This is a genomic window from Flavobacterium foetidum (assembly GCF_004634245.1).
GTDB classification, from domain to species: Bacteria; Bacteroidota; Bacteroidia; order Flavobacteriales; family Flavobacteriaceae; genus Flavobacterium; species Flavobacterium foetidum.
The window spans coordinates 87478-109897 of the sequence record NZ_SJTF01000008.1 but is presented as its reverse complement, the minus strand read 5'-3'; the positions used below and the strand labels follow the sequence as shown (position 1 = coordinate 109897).

The 22420-nt window shown below is 36.4% G+C and carries 14 protein-coding genes; 4 read left to right on the top strand and 10 right to left on the bottom strand.

The window, feature by feature from the left end; all coding sequences use genetic code 11:
• Nucleotides 1–36: 36 nt before the first annotated feature.
• The 3 genes from pheS to E0W73_RS11540 all read right to left on the bottom strand — a co-directional run bounded on the left by pheS (nucleotide 37) and on the right by E0W73_RS11540 (nucleotide 2212).
• Nucleotides 37–1056 carry a phenylalanine--tRNA ligase subunit alpha gene (pheS, locus tag E0W73_RS11550; RefSeq protein WP_135222238.1) on the bottom strand — a complete coding sequence of 340 codons (1020 nt, stop codon included), beginning with the start codon at nucleotides 1054–1056 and terminating at the stop codon, nucleotides 37–39.
• A gap of 154 nt (nucleotides 1057–1210) precedes the next feature.
• Complete coding sequence (locus tag E0W73_RS11545; RefSeq protein ID WP_208730537.1) at nucleotides 1211–1660, bottom strand: hypothetical protein; 450 nt, start codon at nucleotides 1658–1660, stop codon at nucleotides 1211–1213.
• Between the two features lie 195 nt (nucleotides 1661–1855).
• Nucleotides 1856–2212: a hypothetical protein gene (locus E0W73_RS11540; protein WP_135222236.1), complete on the bottom strand. Its 357-nt coding sequence runs from the start codon at nucleotides 2210–2212 to the stop codon at nucleotides 1856–1858.
• Nucleotides 2213–2575: 363 nt separating this feature from the next.
• Between E0W73_RS11540 and E0W73_RS11535 the strand changes: the two genes are divergently transcribed.
• The 4 genes from E0W73_RS11535 (at nucleotide 2576) to E0W73_RS11520 (ending at nucleotide 6474) form a co-directional block, all read left to right on the top strand.
• Nucleotides 2576–3121, top strand: a complete 546-nt coding sequence (locus tag E0W73_RS11535) for a CvpA family protein (RefSeq protein WP_135222235.1) — start codon at nucleotides 2576–2578, stop codon at nucleotides 3119–3121.
• 330 nt (nucleotides 3122–3451) lie between these two features.
• Nucleotides 3452–4555: a helix-turn-helix domain-containing protein gene (locus E0W73_RS11530; RefSeq protein WP_135222234.1), complete on the top strand. Its 1104-nt coding sequence runs from the start codon at nucleotides 3452–3454 to the stop codon at nucleotides 4553–4555.
• A 245-nt stretch (nucleotides 4556–4800) separates the two neighbouring features.
• The gene (locus E0W73_RS11525; RefSeq protein ID WP_135222233.1) at nucleotides 4801–5793 is read left to right on the top strand and encodes an alpha/beta hydrolase; all 993 of its coding nucleotides are present in this window, start codon (nucleotides 4801–4803) and stop codon (nucleotides 5791–5793) included.
• Nucleotides 5794–5799: 6 nt separating this feature from the next.
• Entirely contained in the window at nucleotides 5800–6474 is a 675-nt protein-coding gene (locus E0W73_RS11520) for a hypothetical protein (RefSeq protein ID WP_135222232.1), read from the top strand.
• Nucleotides 6475–6871: 397 nt separating this feature from the next.
• On the opposite strand, the gene E0W73_RS11515 is transcribed toward E0W73_RS11520, so the two are convergent.
• The 7 genes from E0W73_RS11515 to E0W73_RS11485 form a co-directional block, all read right to left on the bottom strand.
• Nucleotides 6872–9268: a glycoside hydrolase family 95 protein gene (locus E0W73_RS11515; RefSeq protein ID WP_135222231.1), complete on the bottom strand. Its 2397-nt coding sequence runs from the start codon at nucleotides 9266–9268 to the stop codon at nucleotides 6872–6874.
• A gap of 264 nt (nucleotides 9269–9532) precedes the next feature.
• Entirely contained in the window at nucleotides 9533–11479 is a 1947-nt protein-coding gene (locus E0W73_RS11510; RefSeq protein ID WP_135222230.1) for a sialate O-acetylesterase, read from the bottom strand.
• 113 nt (nucleotides 11480–11592) lie between these two features.
• Nucleotides 11593–13101 carry a cellulase family glycosylhydrolase gene (locus tag E0W73_RS11505; RefSeq protein WP_135222229.1) on the bottom strand — a complete coding sequence of 503 codons (1509 nt, stop codon included), beginning with the start codon at nucleotides 13099–13101 and terminating at the stop codon, nucleotides 11593–11595.
• 150 nt (nucleotides 13102–13251) lie between these two features.
• Complete coding sequence (locus E0W73_RS11500) at nucleotides 13252–15489, bottom strand: glycoside hydrolase family 3 C-terminal domain-containing protein (protein ID WP_135222228.1); 2238 nt, start codon at nucleotides 15487–15489, stop codon at nucleotides 13252–13254.
• Between the two features lie 277 nt (nucleotides 15490–15766).
• The gene (locus E0W73_RS11495) at nucleotides 15767–17332 is read right to left on the bottom strand and encodes a GH39 family glycosyl hydrolase (protein WP_135222227.1); all 1566 of its coding nucleotides are present in this window, start codon (nucleotides 17330–17332) and stop codon (nucleotides 15767–15769) included.
• 228 nt (nucleotides 17333–17560) lie between these two features.
• Nucleotides 17561–19567 (bottom strand): glycoside hydrolase family 97 protein, encoded by a 2007-nt coding sequence (locus tag E0W73_RS11490; protein ID WP_135222226.1) that lies wholly within the window; start codon nucleotides 19565–19567, stop codon nucleotides 17561–17563.
• 372 nt (nucleotides 19568–19939) lie between these two features.
• The gene (locus tag E0W73_RS11485; protein ID WP_135222225.1) at nucleotides 19940–22339 is read right to left on the bottom strand and encodes a glycoside hydrolase family 31 protein; all 2400 of its coding nucleotides are present in this window, start codon (nucleotides 22337–22339) and stop codon (nucleotides 19940–19942) included.
• Between the last annotated feature and the right edge of the window lie 81 nt (nucleotides 22340–22420).

Genomic DNA, 22420 nt, shown 5'->3' with positions numbered 1-22420 from the left:
GAGACAAAAGATACAGCGGACAGCAGGAAACAGCTCCTAAATATTAGCTTTAAACTGCTCTAAGAAACGAACATCATTTTCGTAGAACATACGGATATCTCCAATTTGGTATAAAAGCATTGCAATACGCTCTACTCCCATTCCGAACGCAAATCCGTTGTATTCGTCTGGATTGATGTCACAGTTTTTCAAAACGTTTGGGTCAACCATTCCGCAACCTCCAATTTCCAACCAGCCGGTTCCTTTTGTGATACGGTAATCGGTTTCTGTTTTTAGTCCCCAATAAATATCAATTTCGGCACTTGGCTCTGTAAATGGGAAATACGACGGACGAAGACGAATCTTAGATTTGCCGAACATTTCTTTTGTGAAATAAAGCAACGTCTGTTTCAAATCGGCGAAAGATACATCTTTGTCAATGTACAATCCTTCCACTTGATGGAAAATACAGTGCGAACGAGATGAAATTGCTTCGTTACGGAAAACACGTCCCGGAGAAATCGTACGAATTGGCGGTTTATGATTTTCCATATAACGCACCTGAACAGATGATGTATGCGTACGCAACAACACATCAGGATTGGTCTGAATGAAAAACGTATCCTGCATATCTCTTGCTGGATGATATTCTGGCAAGTTCAATGCCGTAAAGTTATGCCAGTCGTCTTCGATTTCCGGACCTTCAGAAACGTTGAATCCGATGTTGGCAAAAATATCTATAATCTGATTTTTTACGATAGAAATCGGGTGGCGCGAACCAATAATTACTGGTTCTGCAGCACGTGTTAAATCGCCAAAAATACCTTTTGCTTCCTCTTTGCTTTCTAAAGTTTCTGCAATAGTTTTAACTTTATCTTCGGCCGCATTTTTTAAAGCGTTTACTACCTGACCGAATTCTTTTTTCTGATCGTTTGGAACATTTCTAAACTCGGCGAAAAAATCATTTAAAATTCCTTTTTTTCCTAAGAATTTTATACGGAATGCTTCTAGTTCTGCTGCGTTTTCAGTTGAAAAAGCTTCTGCTTCGCCAATATATTCTTTAATCTTATCTATCATTTTCATTCGTTTCTTGAGAATACAAATTTAAGTATTTTGTTTAAAGTTTACCGCTTAAAGTTCAAAGTTTCCTTTGTAGCTGTAAAACAGGATATTTACACTACACTGCCCTTTGTAAAATCTGTAAAATTGTCTGCTTCTGAGTGTTTAAAATTTATTTTATGAGACTTAGTTTTTCTTCGATTTTTTTAACCTGTTCATGCCAATACTCTAAACCTTCCTGATTGGTAACTACTTCTTTTTTATAATTAGAAGAAATCCTGGCCAATTCAGACCAGTTTTTATTTGTATCGCGTTCTTTTTCTTTTTTAGTTGAAGGTTCAATTCTGTTGCGCCAAAAATCCATATTCTTCAAATATGTTTTTTTCATCTCTTCAAAATATTCGATTAGTTTTTCCTTCGAATTCGGAATATAACCTGGTCCACTGCAGCCGCAGGAATGAAAAGTAATGCCAACGGAATATAAACTTTTTAGATGTTCCCATTTTTTGACATCATCCTTTTTAGGCGATTCAAAATCGAGTCCCATATTTGCCATTAATTGGGCACATTCAGGGCATTTAGCTTCAAAAACAGAAGCTTCTCCTTTTTTGATATCACCCATTAATCTTCTTTTAAAAGTCTTTCGACAATTAAAACAAGCGTAATGAGGCTTATAGGATGTCATGGCGTATCTACACATTTTTTAGTATTCAGTTTTTTTAGTAATCAGTGTTCAGATATTTAGTGGTCAGTGGCTTGCTTAGTTGCAGTTTACAGTACTGAATACTAAAAAACTGAATACTGAACACTAAAAAATCTAGTCAATAAGTTTTCTTTCTAAAAAGTAATTCACGATCGCTTCTTTCATTAAAACCGATTGTTCACCTGCCTTTAACGGAGGTAATTGTTCTTTAACCTTATAATGCGGCCAGCCTTCTTCGTCAAAATATTCGAATTCGTAAAATCCGTAAGGCTCCAATAATCGGCAGATGGCAATGTGCATTAAATTTAGTTTTTCGTCTTTTTTGTATTGACGATGCACTTTTCCGTATTCCTGAACCCCGATTAAATAAATTATAGAATCCAAATCTAAATCTTCGCCTTGCGAAAACTGATTGGAAAGTATATCGACGAGCTTTTCCCAGCGCTCCTTTAGTTGTATATCTCTAGACATTGTGTGATTTTAGATTGTTGATTTTAGATATCAGATTGCTGAAAAATCTGATTCTGAAGGGGACAGAATCGTAATCTGATTTCTAAATTTTGATTTGCAAAGATACATAGTTCATATACAATGTGCCTAAAAATTTTAAACACATAGAAACATAGATTTTTTTTGAGCCAAAAAGTAAACCAAAAGAAACTAGTTTCTAACACATAGCAAAACAAGTGAAACGCGTTTATACAGTTTTGAAACTATGTTTCTATGTGTTGAAATTTATCTCATTTTATAAAACCTTTGAACCTTTGTCTCTCTGCCACTCTGAACCTCAAAAAAAACCTATCTTTGCGCCTCATTAAACACCAAAACCTAAACATGAGTTTTTTTGACATTATCGTTGCCGCACTTTTGGCTTTTAGCTTGTATAAAGGAATTAAAAACGGGCTTTTTGTTGAAGTTGCTTCTTTTATCTCGCTTCTATTAGGAATTTATATTGCGATAAAATTTTCTTCATTCATGACCGAAATGATTTCAAAACATGTTTCGTGGAATCCGGTCAATATTCAGATTACGGCTTTTATTCTGACTTTTATTCTGGTTGTGATTGGCGTTTATTTACTAGCAAAAATGCTGACCGGAATTGCAGATTTTGCCATGCTAGGCTGGCTTAACAGTCTCGGAGGAGGATTTTTCAGGGTTTTAAAAACAATTCTGATTTTGAGTATTTTTATAGCCTTATTCGAAAAGATAAACTTCAATAATACTTTCGCAAAAAAAGAAACTTTAGACAATTACATTTTTTATAATCCGGTAAAAAAAGTTGCTTCTTTTGTTTATCCGTCTATTGAGAAATGGTACGAAACATTTAAAAAGGAGCATGCTGAAAAGCAAGAAGAAGAAAAAGAACAGACAGAAAAATAATATTTGTATCGATAAGAATTAAACCCTCCTGGTTTTTGAAACCTGTAGGGCTTATTATTCAAAAGCCTCAGCGAGACGATATATTTATAGAAATTAAATCCCGCGAATGTAAAAAAGCTCCGGCGGAGCGACATATAAATCATCATAATACAAATTATGTCGCTCTGCTGGAGCTTCAATCGTTGCTATCTAATTTATGCTATAATATTCGCTTCTCCGAAGCTTCTTTTTTAATAACCTACAGAAAACACCACACATTCAAATATTTGCAGGAAATATTTTATCTTGCTCCGTATTTCCAACAAACCGATTTAACCAAAAATCTAAACCATGTTGTATTTAACGGGCATTATAATCACCTTTTTTCTGGTCGTTATTCTAACTAGTAAAAAGAACAAAAGTGAAGCTGATAAAATTCTGGCGCTTTGGCTGTTTTGCACAGGGTTTCACTTGTTTTTATATTACCTGCATTATAAAAAAGACTTTTCTTCTTTTCCATTTTTACTGGGTTTAGAACTTCCAATGCCTTTATTGCAAGGTCCGTTTTTGTATTTGTACACTTCTGCTTTGACCAATCAAAATCCGCATCGAAAATACAATTGGCTTCATTTTTTACCCTTTGTAATTGCTGTTTTAGTTTTAATGCCGTTTTTCACATTATCATTTCAGGAAAAATTAACCGTTTTTCAAAATGATGGAAAAGGATACGAAAACCTGATTCTGATTTTATACAGCGCTATTTTAATTTCCGGAATTTTCTATGCCTTACTTTCACTTCGGAAACTTTCCAAACACAGAGAAAACATTTCAGACCAATTTTCTTTTACTGAAAAGATTAACCTGCGTTGGTTGCAGTATTTAATTCTTGGATCAAGTATAATCTGGCTCGTAGTTATTTTTTATGAAGAGAAACATATCTTTTCTGTTGTCGTTTTTTATTTAATATTTATTGGCTATTTCGGAATCAAGCAAGTCGGAATTTTTACGAACCAGCCTATTTCACAAAATGATAATTTTCAAAACCTAGTTTTAGAAAGCGTTTTTGTTGAGGAAAATCAAACTGAAAAAATCAAATACGAAAAATCAAGTTTGAGTTCAGAACAGCTTCAGTCCATTCATCAAAAACTAACTGAGATTATGCTGACTGAAAAACTCTATAAAAATCCAGATTTGACTTTAGCGGAATTATCTCAAAAACTAGATGTTCATCCTAACATTTTGTCTCAAGTCATTAATTCTGCCGAAGGAAAAAACTTTTATGACTACATCAATTTACAGCGTGTCGAAGAATTTAAAAAACTGATTTTACTGCCCGAAAATCAAAAATTCACTTTGCTTTCTATTGCTTTTGAATGCGGCTTCAATTCGAAAACGGCTTTTAATCGAAACTTCAAAAAAGCAACTGGACTTTCTCCTTCTGAATTTTTGAAATGATATTTTAAACACATAGAAACATAGTGATTTTTTGTATTGAAAGGCATTTCATTTGTAATAAAAAACATAGCTATGTGTGAGAAACTAGTTTCTTTTAGTTTTCTTTTCTACTCAAACAAAAAACTATGTTCCTATGTGTTTAAAATTTTAACCTCAAAGCATATAAGAATGGAACCACCTTACAAGTTGGGGCGACCAGCATACTAGCGGAACCCATCTTTGCATAAATTTTAATCAATTCTGCAATGAAAACCAACTTACTTTACACAGCTGTAATGGCTGTCTCGATTTTCTTTTTCCTAGGATGCGAAACAGAAAATGACATTAACAAACTTGGAAATTTAGTTCCCAAAACCGTAGAGTACGACTCTAGTCTTCCTTCGATTCCGATTAACGGAACACAGCTTCATGCAGAGACCTTCGGAAATCCGAACGATCCAATGGTGGTCTTTCTTCATGGCGGTCCAGGTGCCGATTATCGAAATGCTTTAAACGTAAAAGAGCTTGCCGATGATGGTTTTTATGTTGTTTTTTACGACCAGCGTGGTTCGGGATTATCCAAAAGACATGACAAAAAAACTTATTCTATTCAGTTAGTTTTAGACGATCTGACTGCTGTAATTGCGCATTACAGAACTTCTCCCACACAAAAAATATTTCTTTTTGGACATTCTTGGGGCGCAATGCTCGCTACTGCCTATATCAACTCGTATCCGGATAAAATCAACGGAATTATTCTGGCCGAACCGGGCGGAATCAACAAAAAACTGCTTGATGAATATGGCGAATCGAGCCGAAAAATAGAGCTTCTTTCTGAGCTAACCAGCAACCTTTTTTATATTGACCAGTTTTTAACTGGAAAAGAAAACCAACACGAGATTCTAGATTATAAAATGGGCATTTCGTCGAGCTTTTCGTATGCCAAAGGAAACGATGAAGGCATTGAAGGCCCTTCTCCTTTCTGGCGTATGGGCGCAGCAGTACTCAATGGATTTGTTGATATTTCAGAAAATGAAGGATTTGATTTTACTACAAACTTAATGAAATACGACACCAAAGTTTTGTTCTTATTTGGAGAAATGAATAAATCTTACGGCTACAGTTTTGCCCGAAAGGAAGCGATGTATTTTAGAAACGCACAAATCGAAGAAGTAAAAGGTACAGGACATGAAATGATTTATTTCAAATGGGAGAATGTTCATCCGATTGTGTTGTTTTATTTAAATGAACTAAAATAATTGGGTATGAAAGCAATAATAATATTAATTACATTTATCATTTCTTATCTCAGCTCTCACATTTTACAGGCTCAAACCCTAAATTGGGAAAATCTCAAAAAAGAAGAAAAGCATATTCTCAATATCAATGCAGGCTGGGAAAACAGCATGGTTTTTGGTTTGCATTACGGCTATCATTTTCGAACAGAAAAACCGCTTGTGGCAGAAGCTTCGATTTCGATTCCGGCAGGCAGTTATTTTTTGGATGATTTCAAGACCAAGCTGGGCGGACAAATCAGCTTTTATAAAATTGATAATTTTCGTTTGAATGCTTCTGTTCATGCTATTTATCGCCGTTATGAAAATCCGCTCGTTGTGTTCCAGAATTTTGGAGCCGATGCCACAGTGGTTCTGGGATATTACAAACTAAAATGGTTTGCTTCAGGCGAATTTGGTTTTGACAAAGCAATTCTGACCCGCTTCAAACATCTGGAAATCTATAAAGAAGTTTATCCTGAGGCAAAAAATGGCTGGTACGGACCCTCAACAGGAGGGAATTTCAATTTCGGAATTCAAGGCGGTTATTCTTTTAATCGAAGTGATATTACTTTACGGGCGGGAAAAGTAATGACGCAGGATTTTAAGATAACACCATTGATTCCGTTTTATGTACAGTTGGGGTATAATTATAAATTGGATTAATTGATTTTAAACACATAGAAACATAGATTTTTTACAAACTAATAGAAGGATAATTTAAAAAGCTATGCTTTCACACATAGCTATATCTATGTTTTTTTTACTAGTGAAATTCCTTTCAACGTATAGAATAACTATGTTTCATGTGTTTAAAACTATTCCTAAAAACAAACCCGACAGTTAGAGAGCCTCAGAGAGGCTAAATATTTATAGAAATCCAATTACACAAAGAGAAAAAGCTCCAGCGGAGCGACATCTTCATTCCCAAAATTATATTTCGCTCCGCTGGAGCTTTATATTGTAAATATTCTATAAATATGTTGCTTCTCCGAAGCATATTAAAAAAACCAAACCCGACAGTTTTAAAACCTGTCGGGTTTAATTAAAATCTAATATAAAATTAAATATCGATTTCTAAACTTTCTCCTTTTTTCAAAACAATTTCCTGTTTTTTATCTCCGAAAATCAAAGTTGTTTTTCCTCCTGTTTTAGAAGAAATTACAGCATGAGATAGATTTTTATTATTCCAACTCATTTCAATTTCAAATCCTCCTCTAGCACAGATGCCGCTTACAGAACCTTCTGACCAAGCGTCTGGCAAAGCAGGTAATAATCTTATTTCATTTTCGTCTGACTGAACCAGCATTTCGGCAACTGCAGCTGCACCTCCAAAATTACCATCAATTTGAAAGGGCGGATGAGCATCGAATAAATTTGGGTACGTTCCTCCTCCTCTTCTGGGTTTTTCTGTTTTTTTGCCGTCGGGGTCAACATATCGCAATAATTCTCGATACATTTTGTAGGCACGATTTCCGTCCCAAAGTCTTGCCCAAAGATTAATTCGCCAGCCTTTTGACCAGCCTGTGGTTTCGTCGCCTTTTATTTCTAATGTTTTCTTTGAAGCTTCGGCTAAATCAGGCGTTTTTAAAGGCGTAATATGGTCGCCCGGGAAAAGTCCGAATAAATGCGATTGGTGACGGTGCTTTGGGTCTTTATCTTCCCAATCAAAATACCATTCTTGCAGGTTACCTTTTTTCCCAATTTGATACGGATGAAGTTTAGCCAGTGCTTTTTCTAATTTATCTCTAAAAGCGGCATCAGTATTCAATACTTTTGATGCTTTTATGGTTTTGTCAAAACATTCACGAATCATCGCTAAATCTGCCGTTCCTCCGTACAATGTTGCTCCCACAAAACCATCTGCCAATTTATATTGATTTTCTGGCGAAGTTGATGGCGAGGTAATCAGATTTCCATTTTTATCTGTTATCATCCAATCTAAACAGAATTCGGCTGCTCCTTTCATTAACGGATAACCTTCTTTTTTCAAATAAGCTACATCTTGGCTAAAAATATAATGCTCCCAAATATGCGTACTTAACCATGCTTGTGCCATTGGCCAACACGCCCACATTGGGTCTTCTTTTCCGAACTGCCCCACCGGATTGGTCATGGCCCAAATATCTGAATTGTGCGCTGCAACCCAGCCTTTATCTACTCCATAAAAAGTTTTAGCGGTAACTTTTCCGGTGACCGAAAGGTTTTTAATAAAACTCAAAAGCGAAGAATGCATTTCGGATAAATTGGTGTTTTCTGCGAGCCAGTAATTTTCTTCCAAATTAATATTCATAGTATAATTACTGCTCCAAGGCGGACTCAAATGCGGATTCCAAAGTCCTTGCAAATTCGCTGGAACGCCCAAGGTTCTCGATGAACTGATTAATAAATATCTTCCGAAATTGAAATAAAGGATTTCAAGGTTTTTATCTTCTTTTCCGTCAGCGTAGCGTAATAAACGTTCGTCTGTTGGCAAATCTGGAGCGGTTGTTTTTCCTAAATCCAGATTGACACGATTGAAGAATTTTTGATAATCAACGATATGGGCTTCTTTCAGTTTATCGAATGTTTTGGCATAGGCTTTATTCAGATTTTGCAAAGCGATTGAAACATCGTCTAAACCTTCTGATGCCGGATTTTTGTCAAAACCGTTAAAGCTTGTTGCAACAGAAACAAAGATTATGGCTTCAGTCGCATCTTTTAATGTCAAGGTTTCTCTGGAACTTGTAATTGTCCCATCTGTTTTTTTGATTTGAACTAAACCTGTAAATCGTGTTCCTCTTTCTTTCAGATTCAGATATTTTGGAACAACATTGTATCCTGCATTTTCATTAATTGGCGCAGCACCTGTGAGTACCAAAATATTGTTTCGCACTTCAACATTCGATTTCAAAAGGCTTTTCAAATTAATATCAAAATTCAAAGCTCCTTTTTGGTCGGCTGTCAATTTGATAATCATAACCTTATCTGGAGCAGACACGAAATATTCTCTAGTATATTTTATACCCGCCATTTCGTAACTCACTTTTGAAATCGCATTCGAAAGATCCAATTCTCGATGGTAATTTACCGCTTTTCCTTTTTCTGAATTATTGATTTCTAATGTTCCTAATGGTGCATATTTCTCTGAATTTTTTCCTTGAACTTTTTTATTGAGTTCTTCTGCCAGTCTGTAGTTTTCGTTTTGTAAAGCTTCGCGAATGGCTGGAATGTTTTTATAAGCTTCTGGACTCATATTGGCATTTACGGGTTCGCCCGACCAAAGCGTAATATCATTCAAATAAATTTTATCTGAATTGGCGCCTCCAAAAACGGTTGCTCCCATTTTTCCGTTTCCTAAAACTAAAGTTTCTTCAAAAAATTCTGCGGGTTGTTTGTACCATAAAACATTTTTGGACTGTGCAGAAATGGTTGTATAGCAAGATGTAAGAAGTAAGAGGAGAAATATTTTCTTTATCATATTTGGTTATCTTATCCTAACAGGTTTCCAAAACCTGTTAGGTATTTATTTTTATCTAAACTAATAAAAAAATCTAGTGATACCTAACAGGTTTCCAAAACCTGTTAGGATAAAAAACTACGATCAGATCTATAGCCGTTTTATGCGCGTGAGGGATAGGAGCAATCCGCCGCGGCGGAGCGGATAGCCCGACCCCGATAAGATAAGTGGGCTCGTATACGCAAAGAGAATTAGCCCACTTATCTTATTGGGGTCACGCCCAAATTATTTACTCACTTTATACTTCTCATTCGCCGTAATCATTTCCCAATTATCAGTTCTGAATGGCGATGCTGGAAATTTCTCTTTATTGAAAAGATTGATATTTGTATCGTCATCTGCCCAACCGTAATGCACTGCAACCGGATTTTGAACCTGATCGCTCGAAACGATTATTTTATTGTCTTTAATTATCGCTTTCGCGGAATGAAAAATTTTGTCCTTGCCTGCGATTTCGAATCCTTTTAGTTCGTCATTACTTGGCGTTGAAAGTCCGCTGCCGATATTATCGAAAGTTAGAATAATTTGGTTTCCTTTTATTGTTTGAGATTTATATGTTGGTCCGCTGTGAACTTGTTTTTTCCCGTAAATATTGTTTAAAGCTGTTGCCGCCAAACGCAATCCGATGTCTTGTTTGTTGGTTGGGTGAATGTCTTTTGCGTTTCCAATATCTGTTGTCACGGCCATTCCGGTGTTTGGCAGTTTTAAGGTTTCAGATTGTGCTTCGCGAAGTTCTGCCCAACGACTTCCTTTTTGGCTGTTTCCTCCAAATTCATCAAATGTTGACAACTGAACGAAGTAAAACGGGAAGTTTCCTTGTTTGAATTTTGTTCTCCAATCATTAATCATTAACGGAAATGATTTTTTGTATTCTGCTGCTCTCCAAACATTGGCTTCTCCCTGATACCATAAAACGCCTTGCATGGCGTAAGGCACTAACGGATTTACCATGGCATTGTACAATAATGACGGATAACTGTTTGGCGAAACTTCGATTCTCACTTTTACGACATTGAATTTCCAAAGTCCTTCTAAAGGCAGATTCGAATCTTTAAAATCGATTTTTAAATCGGTTGCATCGCCATAGATACCGCCTCCGCCACTATAATCTGTAATTCTTACTGCAATTACGTTTGTTCCTTCTTTTAAGACATTAGATGGAATTTTGTAAATTCTTTTGGCGTCCCAAAGATTGTTTGTTCCAATTTGAACGCCATTTACAAATGTTTGGTCTTCGTCGTCAACTTTTGCTAAATGTAAAGTCGCTTCTTTTTTGGCTTGTTCTGCTGTTAAAACAATCGTTTTTCGCATCCAGACAATTCCGTCAATATTTCCTATTTGCTGGTTTTCCCAAAGTGAAGGCACTTTTATTTCTGGCCAGTTTTTATCTTGGAAGTTTGGATTTTTGAATTGCTCTTCATTTTCCATCGAAACATCAAAACCTTGCACTTTTTTCAGATTGTCTAAAACCGATTTTTTATACGTTTCAAAAATGGCATTGATATCTACAGTTGGAACATCGACAATCATGGCTTTAAAATCGGGACTGTTTTCGAAAGCTTCTCGGCTTGTCCAGGTTTCGACATTGGTCCCGCCCCAAGATGTATTGATAATTCCGATTGGAATTTTTAATTCTGCATACAGTTTTCTAGCGAAATAATAGCCAACTGCTGTGAAGTTGCCTACATTTTGTTTATTGGCTTCTTCCCATTTTCCTTGTTTTAAATCATCTTTTGGAGTACCACTTAAATCTTGTGCGACGCCAAAATGACGAATCATTGGATAGTTAGCAGCTGCAATTTCGTTTTCGGCATTCATGGTTTTGGAAACCTGAAACTCCATATTCGATTGTCCGCTACAAATCCATACTTCGCCAACCAAAACATTTTTGATGGTGATTTTATTTTTTCCGATAATTTCTAATTCAAATGGTCCGCCGGCTTTTTCAGCACTTAAATTTACCGTCCATTTTCCGTTTTTATCGGCTGTTGTTTTCTTGATTTGTTTGTTGAAATGAATTTCTACGCTTTCATTCGCATCGGCAAAACCCCAAATCGGAATTGGCTTGTCTCTTTGAAGCACCATTCCGTCAGAGAATATTAAAGGCATTCTCACATTAGCATTAGCTAAAACACTAATTAACAGAAAAATAAAAACTAAACTCTTTTTCATTTTTTTAATTTAAATATTTTTTAAACCATATAAGTGATATAAGATAGTTTAAGTTTTCATTTAGCAATGCGCTTAAATTTACTTATATCACTTATATGGTTTAACTACATTTTTTACTTTAATCCGTCTATTAAAGCGGTTAGAGCTTGTGTGTCGAAGACGGTATTATTGGTTCTGTTCATGATTCCGAAACCGTTGTTTCCTAAGCTTCCTTCGTCCCAATAAAAAGGTAATAATCCGTTTGCTTTTGCTGTTCTCACCACCGTTTTTAAATAATAGGCTCTTGAATTTAAATGTAAAGTTAAAGCGTCTCCAGTTAAGGTTGTTCTGCGAATTGCTCCAAATTCTCCCAACAGAACTGGAATTCCTTTGTCTACAAATTGGGTTTTCATCAATTTGAAATTCTTTTCTAAATCGGCTTCTTCTCCCCAAGTTGCATTTCGTTCAGTATCAGTTGTCGAATGGAAACCAGCTCCCCAATAATAAAACATTTTGCCCCAAGATTCGTCTTTGGTTAAACCAGCAAAATTCCATGGTGTGTAATAATGCACTTCGACCATCATTCTGCCAGAAACTTTATCTGTTGGCAATGTAGTCATTAATTTGTTTGTTTTTTCAATATCTGTTGTCGGGCCTTGAACTACCAAAACACGAGTGGCATTTTTTCCTCCTGTCGAACGAACGGCATCAATAAAAGTTTGGTGATACGAATTTAAAACCGCCATTTGAGCTGCATCTTCAACCGCTGGTTCGTTGGCACTGGCAAAAAGCAAATGTTCGTCAAATCCGCGTAAATGCGTTGCGATTTGTTCCCAAAAAGCTTTTTGTTTGCCGTTATTTTCTACTTTTTTGGCTTCTGTAATATTATTTTCCAGCCAGCCTCCGTCCCAGTGAATATTCACTACAACATACATATCATTGTCTACGCAGTATTGCACCACTTCTTTAACGCGATTTAACCAATCTACTTTAATTTTTGCTGTCGCTGCATTTTCCAGATTTTGATTCCATGAACACGGAATTCTGATGGCATTGAAACCGTTTGCTTTTACGGCATCGATTAAAGCTTTGGTCACTTTTGGATTTCCCCAAGCGGTTTCACCGCCCGTTGCTTCCAAAGTATTTCCAATGTTCCATCCTAATTTGATTTTTGCTGCTAATTCAACTGCAGAGCTTCCCATTCCGCTTGCATCAGCTGCGATTGGATTGGTATTGTAGCTTGGGTATAAACCTGCAGCAACTGTTGCACCCGTTTGTGAAACTGCAATGGTAACCGTTTTTGCTTCGCTTGAACTTAAAGTAATAGAAGCGGTTCTAGCAGCAGTTTCTGCATTGGCTGAAGCTGTTATTCTCACAATAATGCTTCCTTTTGTCCCAGCTGCCTGACTCACTTTTACCCAGCTTGCCGAACTGACTAAAGTCCATGCTGTGGCTTCTGAATTAATAGTCACATCGGAAGTATTTTCTTTACTATCAAAATCAATTTTAGTGGTGCTCGCATTTAATAATTTTACTGTGGTTTCTGGAGAAGTATTTTCTTTGTCTGAACTGCAAGCTAAAACGCCTAAAAAAGCAAAACATAAAAGTAAGCTCAGCAGATAATCTTTGATTGTTTTTTTCATTTGGTTTGGTTTAAGTTTTACAAAATAGGCTTAAAAAAATAACCATATAAGCAATTTAAGTTCATTTAATCAAGCTTCAATTAATCTCGCAAGACGCAAAGTTTAAAGCAAAGTCAAAATGAACTTAAATTATTTATATGGTTAAAAAGACTACTTAATTGTTACTGTAATCTCTTTTTTAATGTCTCTTGAAGAAGTTCCCAATTTGATGGTATATTTTCCTGGTTCAACTGTCCATTTTTTAGAAGCAACATCGTAGTAAGCCAATTCTTTAACTGGTACTTTGATAGTTACTTTTTCTGAACCTCCAGCCTTAACAGCAACTTTCTTGAAACCTTTTAGTTCTTGCGCTGCACGGGTAATTTTAGAATCCGATTTTGAAGTGTACAATTGAACTACTTCTTTTCCGTCTACTTTTCCAGTGTTTTTAACATCAACTGTAACTTCAATTACGTCGTTTTGAGCATATGATTCTTTATTTGCTTTTGCATTATCAAGCGCAAAAGTGGTGTAGGATAATCCGTAACCAAAAGGATATAACGGCGCTACGTTTTTAGTATCAAACCAGCGGTATCCAATTAAAATTCCTTCTGCATAATTAACCGCTTTGTCTCCGGGGAAACTGTTTGTAGCGTGGGCAGGAGAATCTTTCAATTGTTTTGGCATTGTCCAAGGTAATTTTCCTGACGGATTTACTTTTCCTAAAATCACATCGGCTAAAGCATTTCCACCTTCAGAACCGTTAAACCAGCTCCAGACTAAAGCAGAAGATTTTTGGCTCACTTCATTAATATCAAAAGGCGCTCCGGCAATCATCACCACAATTGTTTTTGGATTTACAGCCAATACTTTTTTGATTAATTCTTCTTGTCCAAAAGGCAAGTGTAAATCTCTTCTATCTGAAGCTTCTGTTTCGTAATCACGATTTGAACCCGCAAAAATGATGGCTATATCTGAGTTTTTAGCGGCTTCTACCGCTTCCTTAACTTTTGCATCGTCTAATTTGTCGATGGTAACTGGTCCGTTTGCTGTGATATTTCCTAAGTTTCCTTTGTTTTTCTCATCATAACGCTCTAAATATCCTTCAGCATAATTGATTTTTACTGATGAAGGCAATCTGTTTTTAAGACCTTCCAAAGGCGTAACTTCTCTTTTTGTTTTAACACCCGCACCAAATCCGCCAAGAGCATTTTTCTTTGTCGCATTATTTCCGATAACGGCGATAGATTTAACTCCGTCCAATTTTAGCGGAAGTGCATTATTTTCATTTTTCAACAAAACGATTGCTTCTGCAGCAATTTTGTAAGCGTCTTGGTAATGCGCTTCGGTTGCAATGCTTCCTTTAGCACGAGTTCCGCCTCCCATTGCTTTAACTTGAAACAATGTTCTTAAAATTCTTTTTACATGCAAATCGATTTCTTTCTCAGAAACTTCACCAGATTTAACCGCAGCAATTAATTTATCGGCTAAGAAAAATTCATTGAAAGGCTTTGGTGTTCCCATTTCAATATCCAAACCATTTTTCAATGCTTTTGCAGTGGAATGCACCGCTGCCCAATCTGAAACTACGATTCCTTTGAATCCCCATTCGTCACGAAGGATTTTATTGAGCATATAATCGTTCTCACATAAATATTCACCTCTGAATTTATTGTAAGCGCCCATAATGCTATACGCTTTGGCTTCTTTTACCGAAGCTTCGAAAGCAGGAAGATAAATTTCGCGAAGTGTACGCTCGTCAATTTGTACATCTACAAAATCACGATTCGTTTCCTGATTGTTAGCCGCGTAGTGTTTTACGCAAGCCATTACGTCTTTTTCCTGTAAACCCACAATCAAAGGCACGGCGATTTTTTTGTTCAAAAATGGGTCTTCCGACATGTATTCATAGGTTCTTCCTCCGAGCGGTGTTCTTACCATATTGATGGCTGGCGAAAGCAACATGTCTTTGTCTCTTGCACGTAATTCTTCTCCTAAACTGGTTCCAAAAGTATGCGCCATTTCAGCGTTCCAAGTTGCGGCCAAAGCACCTCCTGCAGGATAATAAGTCGCAAAATCGTTTGTCCAGCCAGCCGGAGCCCAATTGTCTCTCGAGATTTCCTCACGAACTCCCAGCGGACCATCGGCCATTTTTAATTCGGGAATTCCTAAACGTTTTACGCCTGCGTTGGCAAACATACTGTTTCCGTGAAGCATTCCTACTTTTTCTTCCAATGTCATCTGTGAAATCAGTTTGTCGATTTCTGCGTCATGTTCAGTGCTTATTTCTTTTCCGATGTATTCTTCGGTCTCCGCCGAATTCGAACCCGAAGTCTGTGTCTCATTTTTACATGAAGTAAACAATGCAAAAACCAAAGCTGCCGAAAGGTATATCATTTTGTTTTTCATAGATAATTAGGTGTTTTTTGATTTAAAGATTTTTGATTTCCTCACGCATCATCTTTAAATGCAGTTAATATTATTTTATGTTTGTGGTTTTCTCTCGATTTATTGTTTAGTCATTGTGTGAAATTATTTAACACATAGAAACATAGCTTTTAGTTACTTACAAAAGGCGTTTCACTGAGAATAATGCACATAGAACTATGTGTTAAAGCTTGCTTTTTTTGTAATCTTAAACAGAAGCAATAAAAATCAATGTTTCTATGTGTTTAAATTAATTTTGCTATTGCTTGATTAAATTCAGCATGACAACATCATTTTCATTGATTTTAAATTCTTTGCTGAAAGTGCCTTTTCCGTCAATTGTTATTTTTTCTGTTAAAATCGGTGCTCCGTTATTTTTTTCTTTTATCGAATTGACTTGCTCACGTGTCAACTGACTCGGTTTATTCATGGCTAAATAATCCGCGTAAGCGTCATTTTCTTTGTAACCCACTTTATAAATTTCTAAGACGTATTTTCCTTTCTGCATTCCATCAATTTCAACTTTTACTTTTCCTTTTTCTTTTGATGGAAGGTCTTTTATGTAATACGTCTGATTGAGTTCTTTATCGCCGGGATGTGTATTGGTAAAATCCCATAATAAAACCTGAACATTGCTATTTTTGTCTTTGCTTACCCAAGAATTTTTATCAGAATTTTGAAGTTCAGTTTCTCCCAATTTATTCATTAAATAATAAGAGAAATAAGCTGGCTTTTTAATTCCCTGCGTATTCAATAATCCGAAACCGCCGTGAAAAGGCGTAAATCTTGGCCCAGCTTCTTCAAAAATATCGGTAAAAACCCAATACGACATGGAGTTTGCCTCATTGCCGACTTGTTTTAATTTCTGCAAAATATATGCTGCTGAATGATAACTGTCGTGAATTGGGTCTGCTGGGGTATAAGAAGAACTCCATTCTGTATAATGCAACTCCAGATTTGGTTTAGCCGATTCTGTAATCTGTTTGCGTGAATTTAGAACTTCGCCGCTTACGCTAAATTCATCTTTACTTAAAATAGTTCCAGAAGTTCCGAATTCGTCCAAATAGCCATGTTTTACTCCGTAAGCATGCGTCGAAATAAAATCAATCGGAACATTATTCTTTGCACAAAAAGCAATGGTTTCAGGAACCCACGCCGCACCCGCTGTTGCTGGTCCGCCGACTTTATACGCTGGATTTACCGCTTTCACGCCACGCACAGCATAATCGTATAATTTATAATATTCATCTTGTGTACTGCTCCAAAAGCCTGGCGATAAGTTAGGCTCATTCCACACTTCAAAATACCAAGTTTTTACTTCTTCGTCTCCATAACGTTTCTTAAAATGCGCAGTTAGATTTCGAATTAAATCTTCCCATTTTTTATAATCTTTTGGAGGCGTTACGTTGCCGCGCCACCAAAAAATGGTTTCTTTTCCGCTTGCCAAGGCATTAGGCATAAAACCTAATTCAACGAAAGGTTTCATTTTCAGACTTACAATAAAATCGAACAGAACATCTACATATTGGTAATTGTATTCTGGATTTCCTTTTTCGTCTTCACGGTAAATCGCCATATCATCTGTCAATAAACCATGAAAGCGGAGGTATTTAAAATCGCATTCTTTTTTGACCATTGCCAATTGCTGCTGCCAATCTGCACGAAGTCCTTCGTTTGCTCTTCCGGCACCAATGCATTCTTTGAACATGGTGTTTAGTTTTCCTGCTTCTTTTTTGAAATCGACTTTTATGATTCTGTTTGCATTTTGCCCAAACGAATAGATTGAAATAAATAAAACTCCTGCTAGTATTAAAAGTTTTTTCATCTGAAAATGGTTTTGTTATCCTAACAGGTTTCCAAAACCTGTTAGGTATTTATTATTTTTTCCTATTTAAAATAACTATTTAGCTGTGACGTAATATTTGAATACCTAATAGATTTTAGAAACCTGTTAGGATACTTAATAGTTGCGTTACCAAACCCGACAGGTTTTAAAAACCTGTCGGGTTTAACATCTAACATTTAACCTCTAACTCTTAGCTTCTAACCCAAATTACAATTTCTTGAATCTCACTGCTCCACCGCCAGCACCGCCTAATTTTAATTGTAATTTATCTGAAGCTTTTACTGTTTTCTTAGAAATTGCAACCGCTTCTGGATTGTGCGTTTGGTCTGTTCCTTCGGCATCTACATAAATCTGTGCTTCATAAGTCGCATTAGAATCTAAGAATGATAATGAAACCTCAACATTTCTTGGTTTTTCGTTTGTCAAAGTTCCTAAATACCAATCCGCGCTGTTTCTGTCTTTTCTTGCTGTTGTGATGTATTCGCCAATTTTACCTTCTAAGATTTTAGTGTCTTCCCAATCGGTCGGAACGTATTTTAAAAATTGCAATGCTGGTTTTCCTTCATAGTTTTCTGGAAGGTCAGCCAACATTTGAATCGGAGAATAAATTGTTACGTACAATGCCAATTGCTGACCAACCGTTCCCTGAATTCTCTTTCCTGGATAACCTTGTTTTACCTCGACATCAAAAATTCCAGGCGTGAAATCCATTGGTCCTGAAAGCAATCTCGTAAACGGAATAATACTTAAATGGTTTGGCGGATTTCCTTCGCTCCAAGCATTGTATTCTTGTCCGCGCGCTGCTTCTCTTGAAACCATGTTTGGATACGTTCTTCTTTCTCCGGTATCTTTAATTGATTCGTGGTATAAAACCGCCAAATCGTATTGCGCCGCTTTTTCTAAAATATATCTGAAATAGTTTACACCAAATTGCCCAAAATGCATTTGTTTCATATTCAATTTAGAACCTACGTGACCAATTTTTACCGTATGAATTCCTAGTTTTTTGTATAAAGCAAAACCTTCGTCAACTTGTTTTAAATAGTTAATTAAATTGGACCCCGTTTCGTGGTAACCGATTAATTCGATGTTCTTTTTCTTGCCGTATTCTACTACTTTTTCTAAGTCGAAATTATCAGCATTTTTCGTGAAGCTGAACATGTGCATACGGTTTTCATACCAACCTGGCGTCCAACCTTTGTTCCATCCTTCGATTAATAAATGGTGAAAACCTTCTTTTGCTGTGAAATCGATATATTCTTCGGCATGTTTTGTCGTTGCGCCTTGTTTGTCGCTTTCCCAGAAAGTATATTTTCCGATATGCATTCCCCACCAGATTCCTAAATATTTATAGGGTTTGAAATAGCTGTTTGTATTCTTTAATTTGTTTGGCTCATTCAAGTTTAAAACCAAATAAGAAGTAATCAATTCTCCTGGATTTTCTCCAATTTGAATCGTTCTCCAAGATGAAGTAAACGAATCTTTCACACGAACTTTTACACCATCAGCCCATGGCACTAAGTCTGATTTTAATTCTGTTCCTTTTGTATTTACCAAAGTCATACTTGCAAAATCGTACAAGTTTGCTTCGTGGAAACTTAAAGCCAATCCGCTTTTGCTTTCGATTGTTAGTGGAGTCAAAACCGTATCAAGCGTACTTACTGGCGCATCTTTGAACAAATATTCGTCGCGGTTTTCTCTGTTGGCAGGAATCCACCACGCTTTTCCGTCTTCTTTTAAGTTGAAAGTTGTTTTTTCATCCATGATGAAAATACTGTCTTTTACATTTTGTTTTGGATAAACATATCTAAAAGCTACTCCGTCATCGAAAGCACGAAACTGGATTTGTAATTTTCTTTTGTTTCCAGTTTTCTGCTGTAAATCGACTACCAATTGATTATAGTGATTTCTGATGTTTTTCTTTTCTCCCCAAACTTGCTCCCAAGTTTCGTCAAACGTAGAAGTTTTGGCTCCTTTGATTTCGAAGTTTGTGCTTAAGTCTTCATTTCCTTTCAATACAAATCCCATGTCAGATGGAGTAATTACTTCTGTCTTTCCGTGAGAAACGGCATATTTTGGAGCATTTTTTACGAGCTCAAATTTGATTTTGTTTTTTCCGTTTGGCGATGCTAATTCGTAAGCATTCTTCGTTTTTTGGCTGTAGCCGATTGTCATTGAAAACAGTACGGCTGGGAGAATTAGATAGTTTTTCATGTTTTTTGGTATTATGTTTTTTTTGCCACGAATTGCACGAATTTCCACGAATTAAATTTGTGCTACTTGTTGCTAACTTTTTTAACACATAGAATCATAGCTTATTGGAATCTTTAAAAAGAGGCGTTTGACTTGTTTAAATTCACATAGCTTCTATGTGTGAGAAACTAGTTTCTTTCCAATTTCTTTATTCACAAACAATAAATCTATGTCTCTATGTGTTTAATTTTTTTTTCACACAGATTAAACAGATTTAAGCAGATTTTAATCCTTTTAATCTGTGTAATCTGTGGCTATATATTTTGCCACGAATTACACTAATTTCCACGAATCAAATTTGTGTTAATTCGTGTAATTCGTGGCAGACTTACTTTATTTTGCCCACTCAGTTTTAAAAGTGGTTTTTCCATTTAATGGATTTGCTGCTACATCAAAATTGTTTCCGCTTTTGTTCACTTTTATTTCTTGTACAGCATCTCCTTCTGGTAAAAATACTTTGGCTGTTGCCGAAGTGGTTTTGTCGCTTGCAAATACTTTTAATGTTAATTTAGTCCAATCCATATCTTTTGTGGACTGCGCTAAACCTATGTGTGGAACTGCAGTTCCGTCTTTTACTAAAACTACGATTGGCACTTCACCTGCTTTGATTTTATGCCATCCAGATTGGTACACTTTTTTAGTTTGGTAATCAATCCAAGTTCCTTCTGGAAGGTAAACATCTCTTTCCTCAACTTCTTCAAAAAGCGGTGCAACCAACATGCTTGACCCGAATAAATATTGATTATCGACTAACCAAGCGCCTGGGTCGTTTGGATATTCTACAAATAATGCGCGCATCATTGGCAATCCTTTTTGAGAACTTTCTTTCGCTTGAGCGTAGATGTATGGCATTAATTCGTAACGCATATTATCAGCTTTTCTAAATCCTTCTAAAAATTCTTTGCTGTACAACCAAGGTTCGCGAGGCGGTTCTCCGTGGCTTCTCACGTGCGAAGTAAACATTCCGAATGGCGTCCATCTTCTGTAAATATTCTCAGGAGATTTTGTTGCGAAACCTCCAACGTCATGACTCCAGAAACTGAATCCGCTTAATCCTAATGAAAGTCCGCCGCGTAATTCTGCCGACATCGCTCCGTTTGTAGTTTCAGAATCGCCTCCCCAATGTAACGGATAACGCTGAGATCCTGCCCAAGTACTTCTTGCCCAGATTAAAGTGTATCCTTTTTCTTTCTGCGTGATTTCTGCAACTGCTTTATTATATCGTAACGGATATAAATTGTGTTCATAGAAACCAGTTCTTCCAGAATGGTAAATTCCGTCTGGCGGTGCCGCTTCTCCAAAATCTACTTTGAAAACAGCAACGCCTTCATCAAATAACTTTTTCAATTTTCCTTGGTACCAAGAAATGGTTTCAGGGTTTGAGAAATCCAAAACGGCATCTTCGTAAGGAAGATTTCCTTTTCTGTCTCTTACGGCTAAATTTTTATCCATGATTTCAGGAAACAAAGTATTCTTTGGTGTGAAATATGGTAATTGCCAAAGACAAACCTGGAAACCATCTCTCTTTAAATCAGCCATCATTTTAGTTGCATCTGGGAAGCGAGATTTTGCAAACTCGTAATTATTTCTCCAATCTACATCAAACCAACCAGTATCAAAGTGAATAACATCAGTTGGGATTTTATATTTACGTAAATCTCTTGCTACATCACGCCCTTCTTTTTCTGAGAAATACGTAATACGGCTCATCCAGAAACCGAAAGACCAAAGTGGCGGCATAGCCGCTTTTCCTGTCAAATTGGTATATTGATCTAAAATGTCTTTTGGTTCTCCAATGAAGAAAAACAAATCAGCTTCGTCGTCTCCAATGTACATTTCGTTGGCGCTTGAAAAATATTTTCCGAAGTCCACAGTAATTGGAGTTGAATGATGCATAAAAACTCCGTATCCACGACTGCTCATGTAAAACGGAATCGGTTTGTACATCGTTTCATTTTGGATTCCGTTCGCATCATCCGTCCATAAAACTACTTTTTGTCCGCGTTTATTGAATTGTGTGAATGATTCACCGCAACCAAATATTTTTTCGTCTGGCTCTAAGCTGAAAGCCGCGCCCATACTTCTTGAATAATCGCTGTTTCTACGTACATAAGAAAACGGAAGTGTTGGCGTGTATGTGTTTTTAAAATCGGTATCGTGAAGTGTACTTGTCAGCAATTTTCCTTTTTCATCGTAGATTTTTACGTGCCATGGTTTTGTCAAAATTTCAACTCTACCGTGTTTGCTTGTATAACTGTGACCGCCTTCAATTTTAGCATATTTCCATAATTCTGGGTGATTTGGCGCAACGCCGTCAACCAACATTAAAGACTCTTTTTGTGGATGAAACTGCGGTCCAGAAGTCGTTTTGATACGAAGGGTTCTATCTGAAACAAACTGAATTTCGAATGGCAGAACAGGAGATTCTGCGTATTCTGTTGTTGGGAATTCGTTTGCTTTTTCCACATCTGGTTTCATCATCATGTTGTTGAAAGCCTGACGTGTTTTATAATTGTATCGCAGATATTTGATGGTTCCTTTTCCTGTTGCAGGATCAAAAGAAGCCAATTCGTCTGCGAAATAAAAAGTATTCAGATAGTTCTGAAAATCTTTGCTGATATCGATTGGTGCGTTCAACACATCTGCATTTTGAATTTGAGCTGATGCTTTTGGCGTAAGAACGCATCCAAATAGAAAAGCAGAAAACAGTGCGGTTAGTTGTGAGTTTTTCATGAGTTAGTTTTTATTTTTCTTTCCTGCAAGGTTTCCAAAACCTTGTAGGTCTTACTATTTATTATTCAAAACTTATTCTAT